This window comes from Telluria sp. BA11 (genome assembly GCF_056680305.1).
Genome location: NZ_CM155275.1, coordinates 4,083,952 through 4,100,170, shown reverse-complemented (window position 1 = coordinate 4,100,170; position 16,219 = coordinate 4,083,952). Strand labels below are relative to the sequence as shown.

12 protein-coding genes are annotated in these 16,219 nt (G+C 65.1%); 6 read left to right on the top strand and 6 right to left on the bottom strand.

Translation table 11 applies throughout. The annotated features are described in order from the left end of the window. Positions 1 to 16 precede the first annotated feature (16 nt). Positions 17 to 916, top strand: a complete 900-nt coding sequence (locus AC1MGT_RS17990) for a LysR family transcriptional regulator (RefSeq protein WP_499501403.1) — start codon at positions 17 to 19, stop codon at positions 914 to 916. Between the two features lie 65 nt (positions 917 to 981). Continuing rightward, the gene (locus AC1MGT_RS17985) at positions 982 to 1,296 is read left to right on the top strand and encodes a hypothetical protein (RefSeq protein ID WP_499501402.1); all 315 of its coding nucleotides are present in this window, start codon (positions 982 to 984) and stop codon (positions 1,294 to 1,296) included. An 86-nt stretch (positions 1,297 to 1,382) separates the two neighbouring features. Here AC1MGT_RS17985 and alaS read toward each other — a convergent pair whose 3' ends face one another. The 4 genes from alaS to AC1MGT_RS17965 form a co-directional block, all read right to left on the bottom strand. Next, on the bottom strand, positions 1,383 to 3,992 hold the full coding sequence (gene alaS, locus AC1MGT_RS17980) for an alanine--tRNA ligase (protein ID WP_499501401.1): 2,610 nt from the start codon (positions 3,990 to 3,992) through the stop codon (positions 1,383 to 1,385). A 72-nt stretch (positions 3,993 to 4,064) separates the two neighbouring features. Beyond that, positions 4,065 to 5,720 carry a flagellinolysin gene (locus AC1MGT_RS17975; protein WP_499501400.1) on the bottom strand — a complete coding sequence of 552 codons (1,656 nt, stop codon included), beginning with the start codon at positions 5,718 to 5,720 and terminating at the stop codon, positions 4,065 to 4,067. Positions 5,721 to 5,814: 94 nt separating this feature from the next. Then, positions 5,815 to 6,567 (bottom strand): glycerophosphodiester phosphodiesterase, encoded by a 753-nt coding sequence (gene ugpQ / locus AC1MGT_RS17970; RefSeq protein ID WP_499504314.1) that lies wholly within the window; start codon positions 6,565 to 6,567, stop codon positions 5,815 to 5,817. Positions 6,568 to 6,587: 20 nt separating this feature from the next. Further along, on the bottom strand, positions 6,588 to 6,938 hold the full coding sequence (locus AC1MGT_RS17965) for a DUF1294 domain-containing protein (protein ID WP_499501399.1): 351 nt from the start codon (positions 6,936 to 6,938) through the stop codon (positions 6,588 to 6,590). A gap of 767 nt (positions 6,939 to 7,705) precedes the next feature. Between AC1MGT_RS17965 and AC1MGT_RS17960 the strand changes: the two genes are divergently transcribed. Beyond that, on the top strand, positions 7,706 to 8,134 hold the full coding sequence (locus AC1MGT_RS17960; RefSeq protein WP_499504313.1) for a DUF3597 domain-containing protein: 429 nt from the start codon (positions 7,706 to 7,708) through the stop codon (positions 8,132 to 8,134). A 60-nt stretch (positions 8,135 to 8,194) separates the two neighbouring features. Here the strand turns inward: AC1MGT_RS17960 and AC1MGT_RS17955 are convergent, their stop codons facing one another. Together AC1MGT_RS17955 and trpS are read right to left on the bottom strand one after the other, a co-directional pair. Next, positions 8,195 to 9,244, bottom strand: a complete 1,050-nt coding sequence (locus AC1MGT_RS17955; protein WP_499501398.1) for a serine endopeptidase — start codon at positions 9,242 to 9,244, stop codon at positions 8,195 to 8,197. 116 nt (positions 9,245 to 9,360) lie between these two features. Continuing rightward, complete coding sequence (gene trpS / locus AC1MGT_RS17950) at positions 9,361 to 10,422, bottom strand: tryptophan--tRNA ligase (protein ID WP_499501397.1); 1,062 nt, start codon at positions 10,420 to 10,422, stop codon at positions 9,361 to 9,363. A 299-nt stretch (positions 10,423 to 10,721) separates the two neighbouring features. Between trpS and AC1MGT_RS17945 the strand changes: the two genes are divergently transcribed. Genes AC1MGT_RS17945 through AC1MGT_RS17935 form a run of 3 tightly spaced genes read left to right on the top strand, consistent with a single transcriptional unit; the run spans position 10,722 to position 16,178 of the window. After that, a complete protein-coding gene (locus AC1MGT_RS17945; RefSeq protein WP_499501396.1) occupies positions 10,722 to 13,049 on the top strand; it encodes a family 1 glycosylhydrolase in 2,328 nt (775 codons plus the stop codon). 56 nt (positions 13,050 to 13,105) lie between these two features. After that, positions 13,106 to 14,875: a cation:proton antiporter domain-containing protein gene (locus AC1MGT_RS17940; RefSeq protein WP_499501395.1), complete on the top strand. Its 1,770-nt coding sequence runs from the start codon at positions 13,106 to 13,108 to the stop codon at positions 14,873 to 14,875. A gap of 34 nt (positions 14,876 to 14,909) precedes the next feature. Then, positions 14,910 to 16,178 (top strand): CaiB/BaiF CoA transferase family protein, encoded by a 1,269-nt coding sequence (locus AC1MGT_RS17935; RefSeq protein WP_499501394.1) that lies wholly within the window; start codon positions 14,910 to 14,912, stop codon positions 16,176 to 16,178. The last annotated feature ends 41 nt before the right edge of the window (positions 16,179 to 16,219 follow it).

The window sequence follows — 16,219 nt, the reverse complement described above, 5'->3', positions numbered from 1 at the left end:
ATTCACGCGGGCAGGAATGGATAAATTGTTGTGGATGCGATGCTTCGTGCGCGCCGTCGAAACCGGTAGTTTTTCAGCCGTCGCGCGCGAACTCGGGATTGGGCAACCAAACGTCAGCCGGCATGTGGCGGCACTGGAGAAGTCGCTCGGCACGCGGCTGCTGCATCGCTCGACGCGGCAAATGGTCGCCACGACCGAGGGCCAGCGCTATTACGCGCAAGCGCGCCTGGCACTCGACATCATCGGAGAAGCCGAAGCAGAGGCGCATGGTGAACAAGATCCGCATGGACTGCTGCGCATTGCGTGTCCGGAGAGTATCGGCACTGAACTCTTGATACCCGCCCTGCCGGATTTTCTGCAGCGCTATCCGCATGTCGATGTGGAATGTCGTCTGAGTGACGCCTACATCGACCTGGTGGCCGAAGGCATCGATATCGCCATCCGGGGTGGCAAGTTACGTGACAGCACCCTGCGTGCCCGGTGCGTCGGTCAATCTGCGCGCATCTGCGTGGCAAGCAGGACGTATCTGAAACAACGTGGCACGCCGCTGGAACCCGGCGACCTGCCTGCGCACGACTGCCTTGTGTATACCTTGCTGGCGGCCGGCAATGACAGCTGGCCGTTCAGGGATGGCGATCGCAAGGTCAGCGGACGTGTGCGACTCAATAGTCTGGACGGCATCCGGCGCGCCGTCCTGAACGACCTGGGGATCGCTTACCTGCCGGCCTGGATGGTGACCAAGGAACTGCAGAGCGGCAAACTGGTAGCGGTGTTGACCGGGCATGGGGCGCCGCCGGTGCCCGTCAATGTGCTGTATTCCGCAGAACGGCGCCTGCCCCGGCGTGCAGCGGTCTTCATTGACTTTATTGCGCAGGTGCTTGCGAATGTTCCCGGACTCGTTCGAGACAGTCGATGACTTTTCCAGCCCGGCAACCTGCTAAGCTGACGTCATCGTGTATGCCAACCTGGGGGTATCAGAACATGAAAATTATTGCCTTCTCGCTCTTCATCGCGATGCAGTTGCTTCCCGTCGCCTATTCGCAGGACAAACTTCAAGACCAACCCGGCCAGGGGAAGGCCGGACCGGATGCCGTGATCGACATTGCACCGAATACACCGGCCCCGATCGACTACGACTACGCGTGGGACCAGTTTGCACACAGAAGCGCCGTGATGTGGGAATGCCGCGGCGTTCAGTCGGGCGAGTTCGTTGCGCCGGATTTTTGCGCGTTCAAGGAAAAAGTGGACAAGCAATGGCCGGACAAGAACATCCCCGGACATTGGAAGCGGCGTTAGTCAACGCAGTATTCATCGAACGCCACCAGCGGCGCGCCGAAAAAAAACGCCGCCCGAAGGCGGCGTCGATCTCGCAGGCGGCGTGCTTACGCGCGCTCGCCCACCCAGCCCGCCACGCCGGCCAGCGCTGCCGGCAAGCCCGATGGGTCGGTACCGCCGGCCTGCGCCATGTCCGGACGCCCGCCGCCCTTGCCGCCTACCTGCTGGGCCACAAAGTTGACCAGCTCGCCCGCCTTGACCTTGCCGGTGGCATCCTTGGTCACGCCTGCGATCAGGCTGACCTTGCCGTCGAGGACGCTTGCCAGCACGATGGCGGCCGTGCCCAGCTTGTCCTTGAGCTTGTCCATTGCTTCGCGCAGCGTGGCCACGTCAGCGCCTTCCATCGTCGCTGCCAGCACCTTGATGCCGTTGACGTCGATGGCTTGTGCGATCAGCTCGTCGCCCTGCCCCGACGCCAGCTTCGACTTCAGCGCAGCGACTTCTTTTTCGAGCAGCTTCACCTGATCCTGCACCTGGCCGATACGGCTGGTCAGTTCGTCAGGATTGGTCTTCAGGGCGCCGGCCGCTTCGATCAGCTTGCGGTTGATCGATTGCACCAGAGCCAGTGCGCCTTCACCCGTGACGGCTTCGATGCGGCGGATGCCGGCAGCGACGCCGCCTTCGGACACGATCTTGAACAGGCCGATGTCGCCGGTGCGGGTCACGTGGACGCCGCCGCACAGCTCTTTCGAGGTGCCGATGTCGAGCACGCGCACGGTGTCGCCGTACTTCTCGCCGAACAGGGCCATGGCGCCGTGCTTGACCGCATCGTCGAACGACATATTGTGCGACTGCGTCGCGTGGTTTTCGAGAATCTCGCGGTTGACGATGGTCTCGACCTGCGTGATTTCGTCCAGCGTCAGCGCCTGCGGGTGGCTGAAGTCGAAGCGCGTCTTGTCAGGATCGACCAGCGAACCTTTTTGTGCCACGTGCGTACCCAGCACTTCGCGCAGCGCCTTGTGCATCAGGTGCGTTGCCGAGTGGTTGCGAATGGTGCGTGCGCGCTTGGCCGTGTCGACCTGTGCATCGACCGTCGCGCCGACCTTCAGCGTGCCTTCGCGCAGCACGCCGTGGTGACCGAAGACGTCGGCCTGGATCTTGAGCGTGTCTTCGACTTCGAAGCGGATGGCGCCGTCGCCAATCACACCCTGGTCGCCCACCTGGCCGCCCGATTCAGCGTAGAACGGCGTCGTGTCGAGCACGACGATGCCCGCCTGACCGGCGCTCAGTTGCTCGACCTTCACGCCGTCGGCATACAGCGCCAGCACGTGCGTGTTGTGGGCCAGCGAATCGTAGCCGACGAATTTCGTTTTTTCGCCCGCGTACTCGACGTTGGCCGCCATCTTGAACTTGCCGGCGGCGCGCGCCGTCTTCTTTTGCTGTTCCATGGCGGCAGTAAAGCCCGCTTCGTCGAGCGTGATGCCACGCTCGCGGCAAATGTCGGCGGTGAGGTCGAGTGGGAAGCCGTAGGTGTCGTACAGCGTGAAGGCGGTGCCGCCGTCGAGGTTCTTCGGATCCTTGGCCAGTTGGGCTTCGAGGATCTTCATGCCGTTTTCCAGCGTCTCGCCGAAGCGTTCTTCTTCGGCCTTGAGCACTTGCGCCACGCGTTCTTTGGCCGTGCGCAGTTCGGGATAGGCTTCGCCCATCTCGATGTCGAGGTCCGCGACCAGCTTGTAGAAGAATGGCTTGGTCTGGCCCAGCTTGTGGCCGTGGCGCAGCGCGCGGCGCACGATGCGGCGCAGCACGTAGCCGTGGCCTTCGCTGCTCGGGATGATGCCGTCGACGATCATGAACGACGCAGCGCGGATGTGGTCGGCGATGACCTTCAGCGAATTGTTCTCGAGGTCGGGCGCGGCGGTTTCGCGGGCAGCGGCCTTGATCAGGTTCTGGAACAGGTCGATTTCGTAGTTGCTGTGCACGTTCTGCAGCACAGCGGCCAGGCGCTCCATGCCCATGCCGGTGTCGATCGACGGCTTCGGCAGCGGAGTGAGCGAGCCGGTCTCGTCGCGGTAGAACTGCATGAACACGAGGTTCCAGATTTCGATGAAGCGGTCACCGTCTTCTTCAGCCGAGCCCGGTGGGCCGCCCCAGATGTCGGCGCCGTGGTCGTAGAAGATCTCGGTGCACGGACCGCATGGGCCCGTATCGGCCATCTGCCAGAAATTGTCGGATGCGTAGCGCGCGCCCTTGTTGTCGCCAATGCGGATGATGCGCTCTTTTGGCACGCCGATCTCGTTGGCCCAGATGTCGTACGCTTCGTCGTCCTCGAAATAGACCGTGATGGTCAGCTTTTCGGCCGGCAGCAGGTAGACCTTGGTCAGAAGTTCCCAGGCCAGCTGGATCGCATCGCGCTTGAAGTAGTCGCCGAAGCTGAAGTTGCCCAGCATCTCGAAGAACGTGTGGTGCCGCGCCGTGTAGCCGACGTTTTCCAGATCGTTGTGCTTGCCGCCGGCGCGCACGCAGCGCTGCACGGACGTCGCGCGCGAGTACGGGCGCGAATCCAGGCCCAGGAAGACATCCTTGAACTGCACCATGCCGCTGTTGGTCAGCAGCATGGTCGGGTCGTTGCCCGGCACCAGCGGGCTGGAACGCACGATGGAATGGCCTTTGGATTCGAAGAACTTGAGGAACTTTTCGCGGATGTCGGAGGATTTCATGTCTGATCGTTGGGCGGAGTGAGGCAGCGTGCCTATAAAGGAACGATTATAGCCTAGCTCCCCGATCCATTCTCAGCGCAGCAGGCCCAGAACTGAGCGTGGTTGCCCGTTGGCCTGCGCCAGCATCGCCGACGCTGCCTGTTGCAGGATCTGCGTGCGGGTCAGCCGCGCCGTGTCGCTCGCGTAATCCGTGTCCTGGATGCGCGAGCGGGCCGCCTGCATGTTCTGTGAACTCGTCTCGAGGGCACCGGCGGCCAGATCCAGCCGGTTGCTCGAGGCGCCAGTGCGCACGCGCTGCTCATTGACGAACTCCAGCGCCCGGTCGATGGTCAGCAGCGCCACACTGGAGCGCGTCATGTCGAGACTGGCCAGGCCGAGGGCGCGCGCATTCATCGACGAGAATTGCAGGTCGATCAGGTCGCCGGCACTGTCGCCCGCCTGCACCTGCACGCGCCGCACGCCGCTGGCGCCGCCTTCGTTCGGGTACACGACATTGAAACCGGCCAGGCCGTCTGCGGCATTGCTGGTCCCGCTGGCGGGCACGACGGCGCGGGCATCGCGCACGGCGCCGCCGTCGGCATCCAGGCCGCCGATGGCGCCCGTATCGGCATTGGTCAGATTCATTTTTGTATTGATAAATTGTGCGCCGTTGGCGCCGAAGTCGGCCAGGAACGCGGCATTGCTGGTGTACACGCCTTTTGACACGGCATTGAGCGCCGCGTCGAGATTGGCGGACTGGTTGTTGTTCAGGTATTGCATGATGCCCTTGATACCACCCTCCACGCCCAGGCCTTTCATGCGGTCGTGCAGGTAGCGGCTGGCGGCATACCCGCCTTCGTAGGAAAAACCGCCGCCAGCGATGGTGGCGACCACGCCCGCGATGCTGCCGGCGCCGGCCAGCCGTTCGTCGGCGCCATTGATCAGTTCAGCCGTGCCTTCGACAAACCATTGGGGCAGCGCGCCCATGTTCATGGTGCGGCCCATCACGGCGTGCACCATTTCATGGGCGACGATGCGGTCGCTGTAGAGCGGCGCGCTGCCGCCATCGGGCGTGACCGCGGTGCCGAAGTCGGCCATGTCGAGGTTCAGGTGCAGATTGTTCAGCTTGCCGCCGGACGACGTGCCGGACACCGAGGCAAGCACGTTGTAGGCGCCATCCGTGGTCTCGAGGTTGACAGTCAGTTTGGCGCCGTCACCCATGAGGCCGTAATGCTGCTTGATCATGTCCTCAGCAGAACTGAGCCAGCCGGACTGCAGGCCATCGAGCACGGCGCGCCGCCGTTCGTCGCCGCCAATGCTGACGGTGTCCTGCGAAAACAGCGCTTGCCCGTTAAAGCTGGTGTCGGTGCCCACTTGTGTGATGTGTTGCAGCAGCGCCTGCGTTTCTTTCTGCAGCGCGCCGCGATCGCCGTCCGTGTAGCTGCCGTTGCCGGCGGCCACTGCCATCTCGCGCAGGCGTTGCAGGGTCTCGGTGACGCTGGCCATGGCACCGTCGGCCACCTGCAGCATCGATGTCGCATCGCTCAGGCTGCGCATCGCCTGGCTGGTGCCGCGCAGGTTCGACGTCAGGCGCGACGTGATCGCCTGGCCGGCCGCGTCGTCGGACGCGCGATTGATGCGCATGCCTGAGCTCAGGCGCTCGGTGAGCTTTGCCGCCTCGGTATCATGCGTGCGCATGCTGCGCTGCGTACTGGGCGACAGGGTATTCGTCGAGATGGAAAGCGCCATGGTGGCAACACTGTCAGAATGATCGTCAGTTCTTAACGTCACCCCTCCCCTGTTACTTTAGGTCACAATGTAAATATAGTGCCAAGGTCTGCCGTCAGGCGAAATCGGGCGTGATCAGGTCGATGCGGTCGGTGCAGAAGGCGTCCACACCCCAGGCCAGCAGTTCGCGCGCGCGGCCGGCATCGTTGACGGTGTAGCAGAACAGGCCATAGCCGGCGTCCTTGACGGCGCGTGCCTGCTGCTGGCTCAGGTGCAAGTGGTTGGTATGGATGGCGCGTGCGCCGAGCGCCTGCGCCCGCGTCTGCCAATCGGCACCGAGCGCGCTGATGAGGCAGGCACGTGGCAGGATCGGGGCCGCCGCCTGGGCCGCGGCCAGTGCGACGTTGCTGAATGACGACAACAGCGGCAACGCGGCCGGGTCGCCGGATGTGAGCGCGTCGGCGAACAGCGCGGCCGTCATCTGCGCCACGGTGCGGCCCGTCTCGCGTTCGTAGCCGGGCGCCGGCTTGATCTCGATATTCATCCAGATGCCGTGGGCCATGCACAGGCGCGCGAAGGCGTCGAACAGCGGCACCGGCTCGCCCGCGAACGCCGGGCCGAACCAGCTGCCGGCATCCATCGCGGCCAGGTCCCGCGCATCGTGCTCGAACACGCTGCCGCTGCCCCGGACCGTGCGGCCCAGGCCAGGATCGTGCAGCACCACGGGGACGCCGTCGCGCGCCAGCATGACGTCGAACTCGATCGCGCGAAAGCCCGCCGCCATACCGCAGCGCAAGCCGGCCACCGTGTTTTCGGGCGCGAGCGTGCCGCCTCCCCGGTGCGCGAGGATGCGGGGCCATGGCCACACGGGATCATTCTTCATCATCATCATGCAAAGGCCGGTTGGCCGAAGCGGTAAGCAAGGAATGCGAATACGCCCAGGTTCAGCGCCACCGTCGCCTGAAACTTCCACTGGAACGATTGCTTGCTGGTCTTGTGGCGCAGCCATTGTTGCGCCACGACGGCACCAGGCCAGCCACCAATCAGGCCCAGCAGCAGGAGCGTGGCTTCCGGTGTGCGCCACGTACTGGCGCGCGCCGCCGACTTGTCCATCGCGTAGGCCACGAAACAGGTCAGGCTGGTGACGAGGTAGGCGGCGCCGACGATCTGGGACATGTTCCAGGCCAGGCTGGCAAACAGGTACAGGACGAGGAACACGGCGAGCGGGACGTAGGGCATAGCGACAGCTTACCGTTCGCGGTACTGTCGTGTCCACCTGGCAAATAGATGCAGCGCTACCCTTTCCTGTGAAACACCCACGTAACGTTCACAGAGCGCAGAGCGCCGATCACCGAGCGCAGATCGTTGATGATCGATGCACCGTGGGTTCGTCATCGTACAGAGCGGTCGATATCAAAACGCCTACGCTGGTCATCCATCCCGGCATTCACCCAGCAGGAGAACACATGGCTTTTGATTTAGGTAATTTGTTGCAGCAATATCTTGGTGGCGCAGGCGCCGCCAGCACCAACGGCAATGCTGCCGCCGACTTCGACCAGGTAGCGCAGAACGCGCCGCGGGCCAGCGTCGCGCAAGGCATCGCGAGCGCACTGCGCTCCGACCAGACCCCACCGTTCCCGCAAATGGTCAGCCAGTTGTTTGGCCAGAGCGATCAGAACCAGCGCGCCGGCATGCTGACCAGCTTGCTGGGCGGCGCGGGCGGCGGCGTGCTGTCGTCGGTCGCTGGTGGTGCACTGAGCAAGATCTTTGGCAACAATGTGCCAACGCAGGTCACACCTGAACAGGCGGCGCAGGTCTCGCCTGAGCAAGTACAGGAACTGGCTGAAAAAGCACAGCAGCAGAATCCCGGCATCGTCGATCGCATGAGCGACTTCTACGCCGAGCATCCAACGCTGATCAAGGCTGCCGGGGGCGCCGCCCTGGCCGTCGCACTGGGCTACATGGCAAACAATATCCGTAAACAATCACCAGAAAAGGAGGGACCCGTGGGTATCCTGAGCAACATCTTCCATAAAATTTTCCCAGGCAAAAAAGACGCAGCACCGGCGGCAACGCCAACGGCTGCACCTGCTGCCCCGACCGCAGCACCGGCACCAGCCGCACCAACGGCCGCCGCACCAGCAGCAGCGCCAGCCCCGGCAGCGGCGCCAGCCCAACCAGTCGATGTCGAGCAAGTCCTCAACGGCATGCTCGCCTCGTCGGGCCAGCAACTGAACTGGCGTTCGTCGATCGTCGACCTGCTCAAGCTGCTCGGTCTGGACAGCAGCCTGCAGTCGCGCAAGGAACTCGCCGCTGAGCTTAACTACACCGGCGACATGAACGATTCGGCCAAGATGAACATCTGGCTGCACCGCCAGGTCATGAACAAGCTGGCGGCCAATGGCGGCAAGGTGCCAGCTGACCTGCGTGACTGATACCCCGTAGCGCGCACTCCACGAAACCGCAACCGGTCCCGCCGGCTGCGGTTTTTTTATTCAGTCGGCCAGTGTCGTGTTGGCCGCCGCCCCGCAGGCGAAGCAGAATCGTGCAAACGCATTCTTGCGCGGCGTGCAAGCAGTACAGCGGTTGAACAAGCCGATGCCGCAGTGCGGGCAGAAATCGTTCTTGCCATCCTTCAGGTCGACCGCACGCTCGCACCCGGGACACAGGCTTTTCGCCAGCCTGGTCTGGGCCACGTCATAGCGCATCCCCTGACGCCGCTCGGCATCGGGCAAGGCTTCAGCCAGCTTCTGGCGCGCCAGATATCCCTGCAACCACCGGATCGCATAGCGCCCGGCAACGACCGTCAGGATGATGCCGACGATGTAGCGCACATACCCGCCATAGCTCGGCAGATACGGCACCAGTTCGAAGAAGAACGTGAACAATGCAAACAGGATGAAGCCCCAGGCAAACGGCCAGTCGGGCGTCTTGCGCTTGTGCTTGAACAGCCAGCCGGCCACCAGCAAGAGCGGCAGGGTCAGCGCGAGCCGATAGCCAAACACGCGAAGATCGCGCGCCGCCTGCGCTTCAAACAACGCCTTCGCGGCTGGCTCTTCCAGCGCACGCCAGCGGGTGCCGGCACGCTCCCCGGCCTGGGTTGCGTCGAGCAGCGTCTGCTGTTCGGCCTCCACTGCTGCAAGGGCCGTGCGCTCGGCGCTTGCCAGCGCATCGAGTGCTTCGGTACGCTTGATTAATTCCGGATCCTGCTCGGGCCGCGCCGTCACCTGCCGGGTCGCCAGCCAGTTGCCGAACGTCTCGCGTGCCGAAGCAGTATTCGCGCTGGCCACCGTGTGCTTCTGGGTCGCCTGCTCCAGGCGCGTCTGGGCCTGTTCCTGCGCTTTGTGCGCTGCTTCCCGCTCGGCTTGCACACTGGCCAATTGGACCGGGTCCATGAATTGCTCGAGCGTCAGTGGCTCTTCAACATCGCGCACGTTCTGCACGATCAGGCTGCCAAGCCCGATCAAAAAGCCAGCAAACACGAACGCAACGAGCCACAGGGCGCGCTGCATCCATTTTTCAGTCAGGCGCAAGCCTTTGCTCATGATCAACTCCAGGGTGATGGACAAGCAGGCAGCTTGCCATCCCCGGGCGGTCTACGCTACCGATAGTCAACACGGCCTTGCGCTGCGCTACCGCCGGCATCGCCGTGTGATACCAGTCAGAAGTACGACAGCCCCAGCGCCTTCTTGACTTCGTCGGTCGTCGCCGCCGCGACTTCACGCGCCTTCATCGTGCCTTCTTTCAGCATCTGCATGACGTAGGCCGGGTCTTTCGCGAACTCTTCACGGCGCGTGCGGATCGGCGCCAGCATCTCTTGCAGGATGCCTTCGAGGCGCTTCTTGACGATGCTGTCGCCCAGGCCACCGCGCTGGTAATGCGCCTTCATCTCGGCCAGGCCGTCCTTGTCGGTATCGAACGCGTCCAGATACGTGAAGGCGACGTTGCCTTCGATGTGGCCCGGATCGGAAACCTTCAGGTGCAGCGGGTCGGTGTAGACGTTCCGGACGGCAGCGCGGATCTCGTCAGGGCTCGCGCCCAGATTGATCGTGTTGCCCAGCGACTTGCTCATCTTGGCCTTGCCGTCGATGCCCGGCAGGCGCCCCACTTCAGGCACGAAGGCCTTGGCTTCCACCAGGATGTCGCGCCCGACGATGCGGTTGAACTTGCGCACGATCTCGTTGCACTGCTCGATCATCGGGATCTGGTCTTCGCCCACCGGCACCATGTTCGCCTTGAACGCGGTGATGTCGGCGGCCTGGCTGGCCGGGTAGGTCAGAAAGCCCGCCGGGATGTCGCGCTCGAAGCCGCGCAGGACGATTTCGGCCTTGACGGTCGGGTTGCGCTCGAGGCGCGCGACGGTCACGAGGTTCAGGTAATAGAACGTCAGCTCGGTCAGCTCGGGGATTTGCGACTGGATGAACACGGTCGTCTTGGCCGGATCGATCCCGACAGCAAGGTAATCGAGCGCCACTTCGACCACATTCCGGTGTACCTTACCCAAGTCATCCATATTGTCGGTCATCGCCTGCGAGTCGGCGAGCATGACGAACTGGCGGTATTGGTGCTGGTATGCCACGCGATCGCGCAGGCTGCCGACGAAGTGGCCCAGGTGCAGCGGGCCCGTCGGCCGGTCACCGGTGAGGATGATCGAGTTGGCAGCCGGCGTAGTTGCGGCGGTCGTTGCGTTATCGGTAGAAGTAGTTGAAGTAGGCAGTGTCATCGAGGTTCCTGGTTCTATGCCCCGATCGCTGCGTATCAACAATGAACGCCGCCTGAATCGAGGCGGCTATGAAATGCACATCATTTCCCGTGGCCGCGCGCTGTCAGCGGCGCCACCAGGAAAGAAGAATTGGATGTGCTTTCGGAAAGATCATGGACCGCATGGTTGCAGGTTGCCGCCGCGCTGTCAACCGCCACCCGGTCCATGACTCGGCAGCAGGGCTCTCCCAACACAGCATCGATCAGTCAGAGCACTTCATGCCGACCAGCTAGTTGTAATAATATTAAGGAACCAACACCATGAACAAGAGCACGAACAGCCATAATCATCAAAATCACCAGGACCATCCCCTCGAACTGTGGGGTGGCCTCGAATGCACCGTCAACCGCGTGCAGGACGCTTATTTCAGCCAGCTCGACCGCAACGGCCACACCGACCGGCCGTGCGACATCGAGCGCTTCGCCGGCCTCGGCATCCGCGCCATCCGCTATCCGATACTGTGGGAACGCACCGCCCCGGATGGCCTCGAGCACGCCAACTGGCACTGGCCCGACGAACGCCTGAACGCCCTGCGAGAAGCCGGCGTCACGCCGATCGCCGGCCTGGTTCACCACGGCAGCGGGCCGCGCCACACGAGCCTGGTCGACCCCGGCTTTGCGCAGGCCCTGGCCGACTACGCCGGCGCCGTCGCTGCGCGCTATCCCTGGCTCGAGTACTACACCCCCGTCAACGAGATCTGCACGACGGCGCGCTTTGCCGGCCTGTACGGCGTCTGGTATCCGCACGGGCGCGACGACCGCACGTTCATCCAGGCGCTGCTGAATCAGTGCCGCGCCACTGTGCTGTCGATGCGCGCGATCCGCGCCGTCAATCCGGCTGCCAAGCTGATCCAGACTGACGATCTCGGCAAGACCTACAGCACGCCCGAACTGAGCGACGTCGCCGAGTTCTACAACGAGCGCCGCTGGCTCGGCTGGGACCTGCTGTGCGGGATGCTCGTGCCCGACCACCCGTTGTGGAACTACCTGCTGCGCAATGGCGCCGATGCCGCCGAACTCCTCTGGTTCCGCGACAACCCGTGCCCGCCCGACATCATCGGCTGCAATTACTACGTCACGAGCGAGCGCTGGCTCGACCATCGCCCGGAGCGCTATCCGGCGCACCACCGCGGCATGGCCGACGACCTCCCGTGCGCCGACGTCGAAGCGTCGCGCGTGCTGGCCACGCCCACACCTGGCATCGCCCCACTGCTGCAGGAAATCTGGGAACGCTACGGCATCCCGCTGGCGATCACCGAGGCGCACATCGACGCCAACCGCGAAGACCAGATGCGCTGGCTGCTTGAAATCTGGGAAGCAGCGCAGGGGTCGCGCGCCAACGGCGTCGACGTGCGCGCCGTGACCGTCTGGGCGCTGCTCGGCTCGTTCGACTGGAATTGCCTCGTCACTGCCGAACATGGCTATTACGAACCGGGCCCGCTTGACGTGCGCTCGCCACTGCCGCGCCGCACCGCGCTGGCCACGATGATGAATGAACTGGCTGCTGGCGAGCCGCTGTCGCACCCGGTGCTGCGCGCGCAGGGCTGGTGGCGCCGTCCGGGCCGCTTCGTGTGCCAGCCGGTCGCCACGCCCGACACCGTGACGTCCATCGTCGCCGACGGTCACCGCGTGGTCGACACAGGCGCCCCGCCGATCCTGATCCTGGGCGCCACCGGCACGCTGGGCCGCGCGTTTGCCCGCATCTGCGAAAAGCGCAACCTGGCGCACCGCCTGCTGTCGCGCCAGGACATGGACATCGCCGATCAGGAGTCGGTCGAGCGCGCACTGGCCCGCTACAAGCCGTGGGCCGTGATCAATACCTGCGGCTACGTGCGCGTGGACGACGCCGAACGCGAACTCGAACGCTGCATGCGTGAAAACACGGTGGGCGCGGCGACGCTGGCCGCCGCCTGCGCGCAGCATGGCATCCACCTGACCACGTTCTCGAGCGACCTCGTGTTCGATGGCAGCAACGAGCGCCCGTATGTCGAATCCGATCCAGTTGCGCCGCTGGGCGTGTATGGCCGCAGCAAGGCCGAAGCCGAGCGCGTCGTCCTGCTGAACCACCCGGGCGCGCTGGTCGTGCGCACGAGTGCCTTCTTCGGGCCGTGGGACGAACACAACTTCGTCACCCAGGCGCTCGCAGCGCTGGAACGGGGCGATCCGTTCGTCGCGGCCGGCGACCTGACCGTGTCGCCGACCTTCGTGCCCGACCTGGTGCATGCCTGCCTCGACCTCGCGGTCGATGGCGAAGCCGGCATCTGGCACCTGGCGAACCAGGGCGAGCTGACCTGGGCCGAGCTGGCGCGCCGCGCGGCCGAACTGGCCGGCATCGATGCGCACCGGCTCGAAGCGCTGCCCGCAGAGGAATTCGGCTTCACGGCGCCGCGGCCACGCTATTGCGCGCTCGCCAGCGAACGGGGCGCGCTGCTGCCGACGCTCGACGATGCGCTGCGCCGCTACATCGACCTGCGCAATGCCGACCGCGACGAACGGCGTGAACTCGAAGCGCAGGCCGAACGACGCCAGGACGTCGCGGGTGGCGAGCGCCAGGCCGAAGTGGACGAGGCAGTGCACTCCGGGACCTGACCGGCCGGTGTGGTAGGGTTGGCAATTGCGCCAACCCTCCACGAACAGGTACCACCGTGAACGACCACCACGCTTTCCCCTTCCTGCGTGAAATTCTGCTGTTCCTGATCCTGGCCGGCATCCTCATCCCCACCCTGCAGCGCCTGCGCATCAACCAGGTGCTCGGCTTTCTCGCCGTCGGCGCCCTGCTCGGCCCCTTCGGCCTGGGCGCGCTGGCCCTGCACACGCCGTGGCTGTCGTTTCTTACCTTCCCCGCAGGCCCCGGCATCTCGATGCTGGCCGAAATCGGCGTGCTGTTCCTGATGTTCATGATTGGGCTGGAACTGTCGGCCGCGCGCCTGTGGTCGATGCGGCGCTGGGTGTTCGGCGCCGGCACCGCGCAGGTCGCGGCCAGCGCCACGCTGATCGGCGCCGCGCTGTACCTGTATGGTTTACCGGGCCAGGCCGCCGTCGTCCTCGGCCTCGTACTCTCGCTCTCGTCCACCGCCGTTGTCATGCAGCTGATGAACCAGCAGCACAGCACCGGCACGCGCCTGGGCCAGGCCGCGTTCGCCGTATTGATGCTGCAGGATCTGGCCGTGGTGCCGATCCTGATCCTGATCGGCGCGCTGGCCAAGGGCGCCGGCGACGGCAACGGCGCGCTGCTGCTGGCCGCGATCACGCTGGCCAAGGCCGCCGGCGCGATTGCCCTCATCTACCTCGTGGGCGGGCGCGTCGTGCACCCGCTGTTTCGCGCTTTTGCGCGCCAGCGCCAGCCCGACGTGTTCATGGCGCTGGTCCTGCTCGCGACCTTCGGCATCGCGGCGCTGTCGGCCGCCGCCGGCCTGTCGATGGCGCTGGGCGCCCTGATTGCCGGCCTGCTGCTGGCCGAGACCGAATTCAAGCACGAGGTCGAACTGATGGTCGAACCGTTCAAGGGTTTGCTCATGGGGCTGTTCTTCATGACGGTCGGGATGACGATCGACACCGGCCAGATTCTCGAGGCACCGCTGTGGCTGGCCAGCTTCGTCCTCGGGCTGGTGCTGATCAAGGGCGTCGTCGTGGCCCTGCTGTTCCGGATTGGCGGCCTGCCGTGGGGCCGCGCCGTCGAAGGTGGCCTGCTGCTGGGCCAGGGCGGCGAGTTCGCCTTCATCGTCATCGGCTATGCGGCCACCAGCGGCGTGCTCGATCCGGCGCTGGGCGCGCGCGTGATGCTGGCGGTCGGCCTGTCGCTGTTCATCACGCCGCTGCTGGCGCGCCTGGGCACGGTTATTGGCGACCAGCTGGAAACGCGCGGGAACCAGCTCGCCGCGCAGCACGATCATGCCGCCCTGAGTGCTGTGCGCGGCCAGGTCATCATTGCCGGCTTCGGCCGCGTCGGCCAGCAACTGGGCAAGCTGCTCACTGCGCAAAAGATTCCGTTCGTGGCGTTCGAAACCGATGCGCGGCTGGTGGCGCAGCTGCGCGCCGACGGCTGGCCGGTCTGGTTCGGCAACGCGGCGCGGCCCGAGCTGCTGCGCCGCGTGCACGCCGACGAGGCGCCCGCGATCGTGCTGACGATGGATCAGCCGCTCGCGGCGCTGCAGGCGGTGCACGGCATCCGCCGTGAATTCCCGCACGTGGCCTTGTTTGCCCGCTCGCGCGACGAGAAGCACGCGCGCGACCTGCGCCTGGCCGGCGCCTCGGTCGTGGTGCCGGAAACGCTGGAAGCGAGCCTGCAGTTGTCCAGCTTCGTGCTTGGGGCAATGGGGCTGGAAGAGCGCACGATCGACGCCATCGTCGACCGTGAACGCGCACTGTCCGCGGCCGCCCAGCTGGCCCCGCAGCCCATGGCCGGCCCGTTATAATCGGCGCTTCATGATTGCTTAAGCTGCCTCCACCATGACGCCATCCTCCGCTTCCGCTTCCGCTTCCGCTTCCACATCGCTGCCCAAGGCGCTCGGCCACATCCGCGTGCTCGACCTGTCGCGCGTGCTGGCCGGCCCGTGGTGCGCGCAAAACCTGGCCGATCTGGGCGCCGATGTAATCAAGATCGAGCGCCCCGGCAGCGGCGACGACACGCGCGCCTGGGGCCCGCCGTATGCGAAGGACGCCGCTGGCCGCGACACGCAGGAAGCGGCCTACTACCTGACGGCCAACCGTGGCAAGCGCTCGATGACGGTCGACATCGCCAGCAGCGAAGGCCAGGCATTACTGCGCGAACTGGTGCTGTCATGCGACGTGGTGCTCGAGAACTTCAAGGTCGGGCACCTGGCGCGCTATGGCCTCGACTACGCGAGCCTCAAGGCGCTCAAACCCGATCTGGTCTACTGCTCGATCACGGGCTTTGGCCAGGATGGGCCGTACGCGCACCGCGCCGGCTACGATTTTCTGATCCAGGGCATGGGCGGCCTGATGTCGGTGACGGGCGAGCGCGATGACCTGCCCGGCGGCGGGCCGCAAAAGGCCGGCGTCGCGCTGACTGACCTGATGACGGGCATGTATGCGACGGTGGCCGTACTGGCCGCGCTGACACACCGCGACCGCACCGGTGAAGGCCAGCACATCGACATGGCGCTGCTCGACACGCAGGTGGCGATGCTGGCCAATGTCGGCAGCAATTATCTCAACAGTGGCAAGGCCCCGAAGCGCTGGGGCAATGCGCACGCCAATATCGTGCCGTACCAGACCTTTGCCTGCCTGGACGGCCACATCATCGTCGCCGCCGGCAACGATGGCCAGTACCAGAAGTTCGTCGAAGCGGGCGGCCGGCCCGAGCTGGCGCTTGACGCGCGCTTTGCCACCAATCCGCTGCGGGTACAGCATCGCGATGTGCTCGTGCCGCTACTGGCCGAGATGGTCGGCGAAAAAACGCGCGCCGCCTGGATCGCGCTGCTGGAAGAACACGGCGTGCCGTGCGGGCCGATCAACGACGTTGGCGAGGTCTTCGCCAACGAACAGGTGCAGGCGCGCGCGATGGCGATCGCGCTGCCGCATCCGAGCGCCGGCGAAGTGACGCTGGTGCGCAATCCGATCCGCATGTCGGCCACGCCGGCCACCAGCACCGTGGCGCCGCCCACGCTGGGCCAGCACACGCTGGACGTGCTGCGCGATGTGCTGGGCAAGAGCGACGCCGAGATCGCGGCCCTGCAGAACCGCGGCGTCGTCTAGCGCCATCTCCCGCCATCCTGGCGGCCGCCTGGCCGTCAGGG

Coding starts and splice junctions, on each gene's coding strand:
- AC1MGT_RS17955 (WP_499501398.1), bottom strand. CDS start 9,244: ATGAGCAAAGGCTTGCGCCTGACTGAAAAATGGATGCAGCGCGCCCTG.
- trpS (WP_499501397.1), bottom strand. CDS start 10,422: ATGACACTGCCTACTTCAACTACTTCTACCGATAACGCAACGACCGCC.
- AC1MGT_RS17935 (WP_499501394.1), top strand. CDS start 14,910: ATGACGCCATCCTCCGCTTCCGCTTCCGCTTCCGCTTCCACATCGCTG.
- alaS (WP_499501401.1), bottom strand. CDS start 3,992: ATGAAATCCTCCGACATCCGCGAAAAGTTCCTCAAGTTCTTCGAATCC.
- AC1MGT_RS17945 (WP_499501396.1), top strand. CDS start 10,722: ATGAACAAGAGCACGAACAGCCATAATCATCAAAATCACCAGGACCAT.
- AC1MGT_RS17990 (WP_499501403.1), top strand. CDS start 17: ATGGATAAATTGTTGTGGATGCGATGCTTCGTGCGCGCCGTCGAAACC.
- AC1MGT_RS17975 (WP_499501400.1), bottom strand. CDS start 5,720: ATGGCGCTTTCCATCTCGACGAATACCCTGTCGCCCAGTACGCAGCGC.
- AC1MGT_RS17965 (WP_499501399.1), bottom strand. CDS start 6,938: ATGCCCTACGTCCCGCTCGCCGTGTTCCTCGTCCTGTACCTGTTTGCC.
- AC1MGT_RS17985 (WP_499501402.1), top strand. CDS start 982: ATGAAAATTATTGCCTTCTCGCTCTTCATCGCGATGCAGTTGCTTCCC.